The sequence below is a fragment of the Aeromicrobium terrae genome (assembly GCF_008039565.1).
Classification (GTDB): domain Bacteria; phylum Actinomycetota; class Actinomycetes; order Propionibacteriales; family Nocardioidaceae; genus Aeromicrobium; species Aeromicrobium terrae.
This window is the reverse complement of sequence record NZ_VDUX01000002.1, coordinates 566,707-578,572: the sequence shown is the minus strand read 5'-3', so window position 1 is coordinate 578,572 and position 11,866 is coordinate 566,707. Positions and strand designations below refer to the sequence as shown.

The window sequence follows — 11,866 nt, the reverse complement described above, 5'->3', positions numbered from 1 at the left end:
GTTTCCGCAGGATGAGACCCTGATCCCGAGAAGGAGCATCACCATGAGCACCACCACCATCGGCAAGGGCGACGAGCGACTCCTGTCGTTCGGCGGCGGCCTCGCGCACCGGCTGCGGATGAGCGCGATGGCGTTCGTCTACGTGCTGCTCGCCGTCCCGGCGCTGGTCCTGCTGGTGCTGGTGACCGTGTCCCTCGGCGTCGCGGCCGTCGGCGTCGGGCTCGCGCTCCTCCTCGTCCTCGTGCCCCTCACGGCGAAGTTCGCCGACGCCCACCGCGCGATCTCCGGCCGGCTCCTCCGCGTGAAGATCGAGCGTCCCTACTCGATGAACGGCGCCACCTCGTCGATGGGGCTCCTGCGCGTCTGGGCCGGCGACGCGGCCCGGTGGCGCGACTACGCCTGGTTGTGGATGCGCGTCACGGTCGGCTGGACCATCTCGTGGCTGGCCTTCGGGCTCACGCTCGCGCCGATCTTCTACGCGATCTACCCGTTCCTGTTCTGGGTCACGCCCGACGGCGTGTTCGACGTCAACTACGGCATCTTCAGGGTCGACACCCAGATCGAGTCCTTCTTCGAGTGGACCTGGATGTTCGTCTCGTTCGCCCTGTGGTGGCGGTTCGAGCCGGTGCTCGTCCGTTGGGTCGCGCGGCTCGACCGAGCGATGCTCGCCCCCTCCCGCGACCAGCTCGAGCGTCGCGTCGCCCACGTCGCGCAGACCCGCGCCGAGGCCATCGACCACTCCGCCGCCGAGCTCCGGCGCATCGAGCGCGACCTGCACGATGGCGCCCAGGCCCGGCTCGTCTCGCTCGGCATGACGCTGGGCCTGGCCGAGCAGATGCTGACGACCGATCCCGAGGGCGCGGCCCGGCTGCTCGCCGAGGCCCGCGACTCCTCCACCACCGCGCTCGGTGACCTGCGCTCGGTCGTCCGCGGGATCCACCCGCCGGTGCTGGCCGACCGCGGTCTCGCCGGAGCGGTGCAGGCGCTCGCGCTCGACATGGCGGTGCCGGTCACCGCGGTCGTCTCGCTGCCCGGCCGGCCACCGGCCCCGGTCGAGTCGGCCGTCTACTTCGCGGTGGCGGAGTGCCTGGCCAACGTCGCCAAGCACGCCGAGGCCACCCGCGCGAGCGTCGAGCTGACGTGGGACGACGGGACGCTCCGCGCGGTCGTCACGGACGACGGTGTCGGTGGCGCCTCGCTCGACAAGGGCAGCGGACTGGCGGGCCTCGCTCGACGCCTTGATGCCTTGGACGGCAGGATGAGCGTGGTCAGTCCCGACGGGGGGCCGACGGTCGTCACGCTGGAGGTCGAGTGCGCGTTGTCATCGGCGAGGACAACGCCCTCCTCCGCGACGGACTGACCCGGATCCTGGAGGCCAACGACTTCGAGGTCGTCGCGGCCGCCGAGCACGCCGACGGTCTCGCCGACGCCCTCCGCGAGACGGAGGCCGACGTGGCCGTCGTCGACGTCCGGATGCCGCCGACGTTCACCGACGAGGGGCTGCGGGTCGCGATCGCGGCTCGCGCGGAGCGCCCCGGGTTCCCGGTGCTCGTGCTCTCGCAGTACGTCGAGCAGCTGTACGCCCGGGAGCTGCTGAGCAGCGGCGACGGTGGCGTCGGTTACCTGCTCAAGGACCGGGTGTCCGACGTCTCGGCATTCGTCGACGCCGTGCGGACGGTGGCGTCCGGCGGCACGGCGCTCGACCCGGAGGTCGTCTCGACACTGCTCTCGCGGCGCCAGGGCGACACCCCGCTGCAGCGGCTGACCGAGCGCGAGCGCGAGGTGCTCGCGCTGATGGCCGAGGGCCGGTCGAACACCGCCATCGCCGCGCAGCTGTTCGTCACCGAGAAGGCCATCGCCAAGCACACGAGCAACATCTTCGCCAAGCTCGACCTCCCGCCGGACGACGACGACAACCGTCGCGTCCTCGCGGTGGTCGCCTACCTCCAGGGAGGCTGACATGGCCCTGTTCGCGCTCAACGGCACCGACGTCAACGTCGAGGACACCGGTGCGCCGGACGGCAAGCCGGATGCCCCGGCGATCCTGTTCGGCCACGGCCTGCTGTTCAGCGGCCGGATGTACGCCGCGCAGGTCGAGGCGCTGCGCGGCGACTACCGCTGCATCACCATCGACTTCCGCGGCCAGGGTTTGTCGAAGCCCGCCGCCGACGGCCGCTACGACATGGACACCCTCACCACCGACGTCGTCGCGCTGATCGACCAGCTCGGGCTCGAGACGCTGCACTACGTCGGGCTGTCGATGGGTGGGTTCGTCGGCATGCGGCTGGCCGCGCGGCACCCGGAGCGGCTCCGCTCCCTGACGTTGCTCGACACCAGCGCCGGTCCGGAGGACCCGGAGAAGGTCTCGCAGTACCGGCTGCTGGGGAACATCTACCGCTGGATCGGGATGCGGCCGCTCATCGGCAAGGTCTCGCAGATCATGTTCGGCCGGTCGACGCTCGACGGGCCCCGTGGCGACGCCGTCGTCGCCGAGCTCGTGGAGATCGTCGGCGGAGCGCAGCGCAAGGGCATGCGTGGCGCCATCGCCGGCGTCACGGACCGCGAGCCCTGCGAGGACCTGCTGTCGTCGATCACCACGCCGACCCTGGTGATCGTGGGTGCGGAGGACGTCGCGACCCCGGTGGCGAAGTCCGAGGTCATCGCGTCGGGCATCGCCGGCTCGCGCCTCGAGGTGGTCGAGGGTGCCGGCCACTCGAGCACCATGGAGCAGCCCGACGTGATCACGGCGCTGATCCGCGCGCACGTCGACGCGCACTAGGCGTCGCGAGCGTCCCGGTCGAGCTCCGCGAGGGCCTGCTCGAAGGTGACGGTCGGCGCCCAGCCCCATCCGAGGGCCCGGTCGGCGACCATGCGGCCGGTCCAGGCCGGGCGGTCGTCCCAGACCGGATCGACGCCGAGGGCCTTGGTGACCGTCTCGTAGTAGTCGCGCACGGTGGCCGGCGGTGCCGCGACGTTCAGGGGCGTGCACGCGCCGGTCACGGGGCCGGCCGTGACGTCGTCCGCGGGGGCGATCCGCGCCGTGGCGAGGTCCGCGAGCAGCGTGACGAGGTCGTCGACGTGCACCCAGGCGAACGTCTGGTCCGGGATCGCGTGGCGCGCCTTCTCGTCGTCGCGGATGCCCTGCGGGCGAAGGGTGTTCCACACCGACGTCGGCCCGGAGCCGAGGATCGCGGGCGGGCGCACCAGCACCGTCGTCAGGCCGTCCACCTCGGCGAGGGCCAGGTCGGTGTCGCGCTTGGTGGCGCCGTAGTCGTTGGCGTCGTCGCCGACGAGGGCGGACGACTCGTCCACGTCGCCCGCGCTGGGGGAGCGGTCGTAGACCGCGGCGGTGGAGAGGTGGACGAAGCGAGCGACGCCGGCCACGCTCGCCGCACGGGCCAGGACCGGCGTGCCCTCGACGGCCACGCGGTGCTGCGTCGCCCGGTCCGAGCCCATCGGGTGGACCGTGGTGACGACGGCGTCGGCACCGTCGGTGACGCGGGCGGCCAGATCGGCGTCGCCGAAGTCGCCGACCCACTCCTCGATCCCGTCGGCCTGGGGCGCCGCGCCCTCGCGGCGGACGACCGCGCGGACCGTCGCCCCGCGTCGCGCGAGCTCCTCGCACAGCCGCGCCCCCACGAACCCGTTCGCCCCGGTCACCACGATCGTCGAGTCAGTCATGCCTCCAGCCTTGCACGCACCCCCCGGTCCGCGAGATTCGGCCGCTTGCGCACCGAAATCTCGACGATCCGACGCGAAAACCGTGCGCAAGCGGCCAAATCTCGAGGACCCGGGGGCCACGATTGCTGGTCAGGCAGGGGGGACGAAGGTCCAGGGGTTGCGGGGGAGGGCCTGAGGGTCGAAGCCGTCGAGGAGGTCGAGCGCGGTGGTGCCCTCGAGACCGAGGGAGGCGGCGATCAGACGCAGGACGTCGACGCCGCGCTCCTCGAGCTCGCCACGTGTCACCGCGCCGTCGCGCTTGGCGAGCCGCCGGTTGGCGGTGTTGATGGCCAGCGGCACGTGGGCGTACTCCGGCTGGGCGTGGCCGAGCAGCGACGCGAGGTACGCCTGGCGCGGGGCGGACGTGAGCAGGTCGTCGCCCCGGACCACCTGGTCGATGCCCTGCTCTCCGTCGTCCACGACGACCGCCAGGTTGTAGGCGGGTACGCCGTCGTTGCGACGGAGCACGAGGTCGTCGACGACGCCGGTGAACTCTCCGTGCAGCGCGTCGGTGACCGTCCACTCGGCGACGTCCGCGCGCAGCCGGAGCGCCGCCGGCCGTTCCACGGCACGGCGGGCGCGTTCCTCCTCGGTCAGGTCGCGACACGTACCCGGGTAGGAGCCCGGCGGCACGTGCGGGGCGGACGGCGCGTCGAGGATCTCCCGCCGGGTGCAGAAGCACGGGTAGATCCGGCCCGCCTCCGTGAGCCGGTCGATGGCGTCCTCGTACAGCGCGAGCCGCTCGCTCTGCCGGACGACCTCGCCGTCCCAGTCGAGACCGATGGCTCGCAGGTCGTCGAGCTGGCGCTCCTCCGCGCCGGGCCGGACGCGGTCGAGGTCCTCGACACGCATCAGGAACGACCGGTCCGTCGACCGGGCGAAGAGCCACGCGAGCAGCGCGGTCCGCAGGTTGCCGACGTGCAGGTCGCCCGACGGCGACGGGGCGAACCGTCCGGCACTCATGAGGTCAGTATGTCGAGCGCTCGGGATGCGCCGCGGCCGTGAGTCGGTAGAACGGAAGGGTGAAGCCTGAGGACCTCAGTCGTGTTCCGCCGCCGGAGGAGGACGTCGAGGACGTCGACGAGGTGGCGAAGCGCCCCATCGGCACGCGTTCGTTCGTCTACGGCGCGAAGACGCTGGCCACGGCCCTGGTGGCGCTCGTGCTCCGGATGCTCGCCGGGGCGTCGCTCATGCCGGCGTTCTGGGTGCTCCTGGCGGCCGGCTCGCTCGGCGTGATGTTCAGCCTGATCGAGCGGACGACGACGAGGGGCGCCGAGGTGGTCAGCCACCGCCGGGTGAACCTCGACGTCGTGGCGACGGTGGTCTTCGCGGCCGTGGTCTGCGTCGTCGTCGCCGTCGCGACGGACTGACCTACTCGTCGCTGAACCGGACGGCCACGCCGGCCGGGTCGTGCCCCTCGTTGAAGGGCACCCGGGTCAGCGCGGAGCGCACCGCCTCGCGGTCCGCCGTCGCGCCCTTGCCGCGGATGTGCACGACGGGCTGGTGCTGCACGTCCTCGGCCTCCGTCGCCTCGTAGCCCTCGCGTCGGAGCACGTTGATCACCGTGGCCGGGTCGACGCCGTAGGGCACGGGGTACCGGAGGTCCGGCTCGGTGGTGTGCGCCGCGCCGCCCGCACGACTGACGCCGACCGCGCCCCCGAAGAAGATCGCGGCGCCCGCTCCCGCCAGCACCACGAGCAGCAGGACGATGATCACGGCAGCCATGACGGCTCCTCTCGTCGGGGAATGCTCTCGTCTCCAGACGTACGCCACCCGGGCCGCGGCTGCATCTCGGTTTGCCCTTGAACGCTCTGGGTACTGTCAGGAACAACCCCCTGACCTGCACGTTCGAGGAGAAGCAACGCATGTTGACGTTCCTGATCGCCACGCTCGCAGCACTGTTCGTCGTGGGAGCGTTGGGCTACGTCCTGGTCTTCCGGGCGGAGGACCTCTTCCTCAAGGCGCGTGAGCGCCGGGCCGAGCGCGCGACGCTAGTGCGCGGCCGTGTAGGCCTCGACCACTGAGGCCGGGACCCGTCCACGGGCGGGCACGTCGAGGCCCTGCTCCACGGCCCAGGCGCGGACCGTCTTCGGGTCGACGCCGGACGGCGTGGACGACCGGGCGCGCCGCGTGCCGGACGCCGGCCGGGCGGCAGCCACGTACGGGGCGAGGGCCTGGTCGAGCGCGGCCTTCTCCTGCGGCGTGAGGTCGATCTCGTAGGAGCGGCCGTCGACCGCGAAGTGCGTGGTGGGCGCCGACCCGTCGATCTGCGCGCCGCTGAGGTCGGAGAAGTAGGTCTCCACCGTCTTCTTGGCCATCGTCATCACGTCCGTCCTGTGGGCGAAGCACCCCCAACGGGATTCGAACCCGTGCTACCGCCGTGAAAGGGCGGCGTCCTAGGCCGCTAGACGATGGGGGCCTGATGCCGGACCAGCATAGTGCCGTCAGGGACGGGTGAGCTCCCGGGTGAAGACGATGAGGTTGTGGTCGGCCAGGGTCTCGTCCGGTTCCTGCCGCCACTTCACGCACTCGACGCCCTTCGGGACGAACGCGTAGTCGATCGGCGGGCCCTTGACGGTCTTCCTCCAGCGGTTGTGCGTCTGGAGGTCGGCCTTCTCGGCGGTCCTCGCCACCTCGGCCACCGAGACCCAGTCGCGGGCGGCCATCGCGTCCCGGACGGCGCGCTTGCTGTTGGTGTCGCCGCAGAGCATGACGTTGCGCTGGTCGACCTGGTGCTTCTTGGCCAGCGCGATCGTCTGGTCGAGGAAGTCGAGCATCTGCAGCGGCCGGAGCTCGTCGGCGGTCAGGCCGGTCTTGGCGTCGATCCCGTCGTCGCTCTCCAGGTGGAACGAAACATCCATCGCGAGGACGCCGTCGACGGTGTAGGCCAGCCAGGCAGCCTGCTTGTCGTCCCCTCGGAAACGGTGGCCGGCCGTCACCTGGATGACGCCCGAGGCGACCCGCTGCACCCGGTGCCCTGCGGGCCCGCCGAAGTAGACGTGCCGGCCGTCCGAGCCGCCCTTCGCCCGGGTCAGCACACCCTTGAGCCCGGAGTCGAAGAGCGGCAGCATCTTCGACTTCTTCAGGTTGGACAGCTCCTGGAAGCACGCGACCTGCGGCTCGAGCGCCCGCACGCGCTTCACGATGCGCTTCGACCGGCTGACCGCGGTCCGCATGCCCTTCTCCGCGTTGTAGCCGGCGACGTTCATCTGCAGCGTGCGGACGGTGACCGTGGCGGTCGCCGGGATGTCGACGAGCGGGACGATCGGCCCGACCGCGGTGGGCTCGGCCACCAGCCGCTTGAGCGTCTCGGGCCCGGGCAGCCCGTCGGCCGCAGCGCCTTGCCAGCCCTGCGCGAGCTGGAACAGCTGGACGGCACGCTCGTCGGCGTCACCCCACTTCGGGCCGGGACCTTTCGCGTACGGCGACGCGATGCCGAGCGCGGCGAGGTGCACCACGAGGCGCTCGCCGAGCAGTGTCACCTGCGGGCCGACGGCGCCCGTGCCGAAGTCCGCCGACGTGTACTGGTCGAGCGGCTTCAGCTCGACCGGTTCGTCCGTCAGCGTGAACCCCATGCCGTCGATGACGACGTAGCCGAGCAGCTTCTTGCCCCACTGCTTCTCGACGAGGGAGATGTTGATCAGGCCCCAGCGGCCGCTCGTCGGCAGGTCGGTCGAGTAGCACTTCCCGTTGCCCGCGCCGACGGCGACGTGACCCGCCCGCTGGCCGTTGGTCTTCGCGTTCGGGCGGGCGTCCCAGAAGACCATCGCGCCCTTCGGGATCTCCTTGGGGTCGCTCGTGCGCACCACCTGCTGGGCGCCCTTGAAGTAGTTGACCGCCCAGGCCTTGCCGTTGCCTCCCCACTTCCACGGCGGCGGGATCTCGAAGATCCCGACGATCACCTCGCGGGCGCACATGCCGACGGCGTTCTTCTCGCCCACCTTGGCCTTGGCCCGGGCGGCTGCTGATGACGCGGTGTGGGGGGCGAACTTGGCCATCTGGTACCTCTGCTCGAACGGTAGTACTCGGCGGTCGGGCAGGATGGGGAAATGGTCGAGCTGAGTGACGACCGGTTCGCCGAGCTGGTCGAGGAGGCGTTCCGGTCCGTTCCCCCGGAGCTGGCGTCGCTGCTCGACAACGTCGCCCTGTTCATCGAGGACGACCCGCCGCCGGACGACCCCGACCTGCTCGGCGTCTACGACGGCGTGGCCCTGACCGAGCGCGACAGCATGTACGGCGGCGTGCTGCCCGACCGCATCGTCGTGTTCCGCAACCCGACGCTGGAGATCTGCGACACCGAGGCGGACGTGGTCCACGAGGTCCGCATCACCGTGGTGCACGAGATCGCGCACCACTTCGGCATCGACGACGACCGGCTGCACGAGCTCGGCTATGCCTGAGATCCGCAGGTCCGCCGACCGGTACGTCACCGAGTCGCCCGACGTCACCACGTTCCACTCGTTCAGCTACGGCGCTCACTACGACCCGCAGAACGTCGGGTTCGGCCCGCTGATCGCGATCAACGAGGAGAACGTCGCGCCGGGAGCCGGGTACGACGCGCACCGGCACGCCGACGTCGAGATCGTCACCTGGGTGCTCGAGGGGGCGCTCGACCACGAGGACACGACCGGCCACCGCGGCACGATCCGTCCGGGTACCGCGCAGCGGCTCAGCGCCGGCACCGGCGTGGAGCATGCCGAGCGCAATGCGTCGGCCACCGAGCCGCTCCGCTTCGTGCAGATGATGCTTGCGTCCGAGCACCTCGACGAGCCCGACTACGACAGCGTCGACGTCTCCCCGGAGCCCGGGGTGCTGACGCCGGCGGTGTCGGTGAGCGCGCCCGCGGAGCTGTTCGTGCTGCACCTCGACGCCGGTCAGAGCGTCACGGTTCCCGGTGCTCCGCGCAGCCTGGTGCACGTCACCACCGGGTCGATCTCGCTCGACGGCGAGACGCTCGAGGCCGGCGACGAGGCCCGGCTCACCGACGGAGCCGCGTACGATCTGAGTGCGTCCGGCCCCGCGGACGCGCTGATCTGGCAGGTGACGCGATGACGGTCCTCATCCTGAACGGCCCCAACCTGGGCCGCCTCGGCGTGCGCGAGCCCGACGTCTACGGGACCGCCACGTACGACGACCTCGTCGAGCTCTGCACCAAGACCGGCGCCGAGCTGGGGCTCGGCGTCGAGGTCCGGCAGACCGACGACGAGGCCGAGATGATCGGCTGGCTGCACGCCGCCGCCGACGCCGGGTCGGCCGTCGTGCTGAACGCCGGCGCGTGGACGCACACGTCCGTCGCCGTTCGTGACGCCGCCAGCCAGCTCACCGCGCCGCTCGTCGAGGTCCACCTCAGCAACATCCATGCGCGCGAGCCGTTCCGGCACACCTCGTACCTCAGCGACATCGCCGCCGCCGTGGTCATGGGCATGGGCACCGAGGGGTACGCGGCTGCCCTGCGCTTCCTTGCGTTGGACGGCCGGGCATAGTCTGAGCGAGTGAAGGGATGGGAGTCTCACACTCGCGCCGTCGAGGCGCTCGTCGCGTCGTACGCAGCCATCGCCCCGGGTGACCCGGTCCGCCTCGCGAAGCCCACGTCGAACCTGTTCCGTCCGCGCAGCGCCACGGACGCGCCGGGCCTCGACGTCAGCGGGCTCGACGGCGTCATTGCGATCGACGCGGACGCCGGCACCGCCGACGTCCAGGGGATGTGCACGTACGAGACGCTCGTCGACGAGCTGCTGCCGCACGGGTTAATCCCCTACGTCGTGCCGCAGCTGCGCTCGATCACGCTCGGCGGCGCCGTCACCGGCCTCGGCATCGAGTCCACGTCGTACCGCAACGGCCTGCCGCACGAGTCGGTGCTGGAGATGGACATCCTCACCGGCAGCGGCGAGGTCGTCACCGCGGCGCCGGGCACCGACCACGCCGACCTGTTCGACGCGTTCCCCAACTCCTACGGCAGCCTCGGCTACGCCACGCGCCTCCGGATCAAGCTGGAGAAGGTGCCGAGCCACGTCGTGCTGCGGCACCTGCGGTTCGTCGACGCCCCGTCGGCGGCCAAGGCGATCGCCGAGATCGTCGAGGCCGGCTCGTGGCACGGCGAGAAGATCGACGGCTTGGACGGCACGGCGTTCAGCCCCGACGAGATCTACCTGACGCTCGCCACGTTTACCGACAAGGCCGGCCCCACCAGCGACTACGCGGGCCAAAGGGTCTACTACAAGTCGATCCAGCGGCGCGAGACCGACCTGCTGACGATGTACGACTACCTCTGGCGCTGGGACACCGACTGGTTCTGGTGCTCGGCCGCGTTCGGCGCGCAGAACCGTTGGGTGCGCCGCGTCTGGCCGCGCCGGTACCGCCGGAGCGACGTCTACCACCGCCTCCTGGGCCTCGACGCGAAGATCGGCGTCAGCAAGGTGCTCGACCGGATCAAGCGCGTGCCCGGGCGCGAGAAGGTCATCCAGGACATCGAGGTGCCGGTCGAGCAGCTCCCGGACTTCCTCTCCTGGTTCGACGCCGAGGTCGGCATGCGCCCGGTATGGCTGTGCCCGCTGCGCGCCACCCGCACCTGGCCGGTGTACCCGCTGACGCCCGGCGAGATCTACGTCAACGTCGGGTTCTGGGGCACGGTCGAGGTGCCCGCGGGCTCCGAGCCCGGCCTGATGAACCGCCGCATCGAGGAGCAGGTGCATGCCCTCGGCGGCCACAAGTCCCTGTACTCCGAGGCGTTCTACGACGAGGAGACGTTCGCCCAGATGTACGGCGGCGAGGTGCTGGCCGCTGCACGTCATCGCTACGACCCGGACGGTCGGCTCAGCACCCTCTACGAGAAAGCGGTGAGGAACTCATGACGATCGATGTCGGCACCCGCCTGACCATCGCCGACGCGCTGTCGCGCCTGATGAAGGACGGCATGCCGTTCCGGTTCGAGGCGTACGACGGCAGCACCGCCGGCCCGTCGGCCGACGACGCCCCGTTCACGCTCCGCCTGCTCAACGAGCGGGGACTGGCTTACCTGATGACGGCACCGGGCGACCTCGGCTTCGGCCGCGCGTTCGTCGCCGGCGACCTCGAGGCCGACGGCATCAGCCTCGGCAACCCGTACGAGGCGATGAAGCTCATCCAGAGCAAGCTCACCCTCAAGGTGCCGACGCCGACCGAGCTGCTGCAGATCGTCCGCAGCCTCGGCATCTCCAACCTCAAGCCGCCGCCGCCCCCGCCGGAGGAGCACCTCCCCAAGTGGCGGCGCGTCATGGAGGGCTGGCGGCACAGCAAGGCCCGCGACGCCGAGGTCATCCACCACCACTACGACGTCTCCAACCGGTTCTACGAGATGGTCCTCGGCCCGTCGATGACGTACACCTGCGCCGTGTTCCCGAGTGAGGACGCCACGCTCGAGGAGGCCCAGTTCGCGAAGTACGACCTCGTCGCGCGCAAGCTCGACCTCAAGGAGGGCGACCGCCTGCTCGACGTCGGCTGCGGCTGGGGCGGCATGGTCCGGCACGCCGCCGAGCACTACGGCGTCAAGGCCATCGGCGTCACGCTCAGCGAGCAGCAGGCCATCTGGGCGCAGGACAAGATCAAGGAGCAGGGCCTCGACCACCTCGCCGAGGTGCGCTTCGGCGACTACCGCGACGTCGTCGAGACCGGCTTCGACGCGGTCAGCTCCATCGGCCTCACCGAGCACATCGGCGTGCGCAACTACCCGTCGTACTTCTCGTTCCTGGCCGGCAAGCTCAAGGTCGGCGGGCGCCTGCTCAACCACTGCATCACCCGCCGCGACAACACCATGGACACCAGCCCGGGCGCGTTCATCGACCGGTACGTGTTCCCGGACGGCGAGCTCGCCTCGGTCGGCCGCATCGTCAACGCCGTGCACGACAACGGCCTCGAGGTGCGCCACGTCGAGGACATCCGCGAGCACTACGCCATGACGCTGAAGGGCTGGAACGAGAACCTCGAGGCGCACTGGGACGAGGCGCTGCAGGAGGTCAGCCTCGGCACCGCCAAGGTGTGGGGCATCTACATGGCCGGCTCGCGGCTCGCGTTCGAGCGCAACGAGATCGGCCTGCACCACGTGCTCGGCGTCAAGGTCGGCCCCGACGGCGACGCGCACATGCCCCTGCGCCCCACCTGGGTCAGCTGA

At 71.0% G+C, this 11,866-nt stretch carries 15 protein-coding genes and 1 tRNA gene; 10 read left to right on the top strand and 6 right to left on the bottom strand.

What is annotated here, in order from left to right:
* Positions 1-43 precede the first annotated feature (43 nt).
* The 3 genes from FHP06_RS06515 to FHP06_RS06505 are packed head-to-tail and all read left to right on the top strand — an operon-like array spanning position 44 to position 2,779.
* Positions 44-1,360, top strand: coding sequence for a sensor histidine kinase (locus FHP06_RS06515; RefSeq protein ID WP_187271813.1), 1,317 nt, complete (start codon positions 44-46; stop codon positions 1,358-1,360).
* Entirely contained in the window at positions 1,312-1,959 is a 648-nt protein-coding gene (locus FHP06_RS06510; RefSeq protein ID WP_147684927.1) for a LuxR C-terminal-related transcriptional regulator, read from the top strand. The genes FHP06_RS06515 and FHP06_RS06510 overlap by 49 nt, the downstream gene beginning before the upstream one ends.
* A gap of 1 nt (position 1,960) precedes the next feature.
* On the top strand, positions 1,961-2,779 hold the full coding sequence (locus FHP06_RS06505; RefSeq protein ID WP_147684925.1) for an alpha/beta fold hydrolase: 819 nt from the start codon (positions 1,961-1,963) through the stop codon (positions 2,777-2,779).
* Here FHP06_RS06505 and FHP06_RS06500 read toward each other — a convergent pair.
* Positions 2,776-3,681, bottom strand: coding sequence for an NAD-dependent epimerase/dehydratase family protein (locus FHP06_RS06500; RefSeq protein WP_147684922.1), 906 nt, complete (start codon positions 3,679-3,681; stop codon positions 2,776-2,778). The genes FHP06_RS06505 and FHP06_RS06500 overlap by 4 nt on opposite strands.
* Positions 3,682-3,810: 129 nt before the next feature.
* Positions 3,811-4,683, bottom strand: coding sequence for a tRNA glutamyl-Q(34) synthetase GluQRS (gene gluQRS, locus FHP06_RS06495; protein ID WP_147684919.1), 873 nt, complete (start codon positions 4,681-4,683; stop codon positions 3,811-3,813).
* 59 nt (positions 4,684-4,742) lie between these two features.
* Between gluQRS and FHP06_RS06490 the strand changes: the two genes are divergently transcribed.
* Positions 4,743-5,090 carry a hypothetical protein gene (locus FHP06_RS06490; protein ID WP_147684917.1) on the top strand — a complete coding sequence of 116 codons (348 nt, stop codon included), beginning with the start codon at positions 4,743-4,745 and terminating at the stop codon, positions 5,088-5,090.
* A 1-nt stretch (position 5,091) separates the two neighbouring features.
* Here FHP06_RS06490 and FHP06_RS06485 read toward each other — a convergent pair whose 3' ends face one another.
* A complete protein-coding gene (locus tag FHP06_RS06485) occupies positions 5,092-5,445 on the bottom strand; it encodes a hypothetical protein (protein ID WP_147684914.1) in 354 nt (117 codons plus the stop codon).
* Positions 5,446-5,585: 140 nt separating this feature from the next.
* Here FHP06_RS06485 and FHP06_RS15935 point away from each other — a divergent pair, with 140 nt between their 5' ends.
* Complete coding sequence (locus FHP06_RS15935) at positions 5,586-5,744, top strand: hypothetical protein (protein ID WP_187271812.1); 159 nt, start codon at positions 5,586-5,588, stop codon at positions 5,742-5,744.
* On the opposite strand, the gene FHP06_RS06480 is transcribed toward FHP06_RS15935, so the two are convergent.
* The 3 genes from FHP06_RS06480 to FHP06_RS06470 all read right to left on the bottom strand — a co-directional run bounded on the left by FHP06_RS06480 (position 5,712) and on the right by FHP06_RS06470 (position 7,718).
* Complete coding sequence (locus tag FHP06_RS06480; protein ID WP_147684912.1) at positions 5,712-6,038, bottom strand: histone-like nucleoid-structuring protein Lsr2; 327 nt, start codon at positions 6,036-6,038, stop codon at positions 5,712-5,714. The two genes, FHP06_RS15935 and FHP06_RS06480, sit on opposite strands and share 33 nt — an antisense overlap.
* 28 nt (positions 6,039-6,066) lie before the next feature.
* Positions 6,067-6,139 (bottom strand) — tRNA-Glu (locus FHP06_RS06475).
* Between the two features lie 25 nt (positions 6,140-6,164).
* Positions 6,165-7,718 (bottom strand): peptidoglycan-binding protein, encoded by a 1,554-nt coding sequence (locus FHP06_RS06470; protein WP_147684910.1) that lies wholly within the window; start codon positions 7,716-7,718, stop codon positions 6,165-6,167.
* Between the two features lie 51 nt (positions 7,719-7,769).
* Between FHP06_RS06470 and FHP06_RS06465 the strand changes: the two genes are divergently transcribed.
* The 5 genes from FHP06_RS06465 to FHP06_RS06445 are packed head-to-tail and all read left to right on the top strand — an operon-like array spanning position 7,770 to position 11,866.
* On the top strand, positions 7,770-8,120 hold the full coding sequence (locus tag FHP06_RS06465; RefSeq protein ID WP_147684908.1) for a metallopeptidase family protein: 351 nt from the start codon (positions 7,770-7,772) through the stop codon (positions 8,118-8,120).
* Positions 8,113-8,772 carry a pirin family protein gene (locus FHP06_RS06460; RefSeq protein WP_147684906.1) on the top strand — a complete coding sequence of 220 codons (660 nt, stop codon included), beginning with the start codon at positions 8,113-8,115 and terminating at the stop codon, positions 8,770-8,772. The genes FHP06_RS06465 and FHP06_RS06460 overlap by 8 nt, the downstream gene beginning before the upstream one ends.
* Positions 8,769-9,203: a type II 3-dehydroquinate dehydratase gene (gene aroQ / locus FHP06_RS06455; RefSeq protein ID WP_147684904.1), complete on the top strand. Its 435-nt coding sequence runs from the start codon at positions 8,769-8,771 to the stop codon at positions 9,201-9,203. Before FHP06_RS06460 ends, aroQ begins: the two co-directional genes overlap by 4 nt.
* Before the next feature lie 9 nt (positions 9,204-9,212).
* On the top strand, positions 9,213-10,571 hold the full coding sequence (locus FHP06_RS06450; protein ID WP_147684899.1) for an FAD-binding oxidoreductase: 1,359 nt from the start codon (positions 9,213-9,215) through the stop codon (positions 10,569-10,571).
* The gene (locus tag FHP06_RS06445; RefSeq protein ID WP_147684897.1) at positions 10,568-11,866 is read left to right on the top strand and encodes a class I SAM-dependent methyltransferase; all 1,299 of its coding nucleotides are present in this window, start codon (positions 10,568-10,570) and stop codon (positions 11,864-11,866) included. Before FHP06_RS06450 ends, FHP06_RS06445 begins: the two co-directional genes overlap by 4 nt.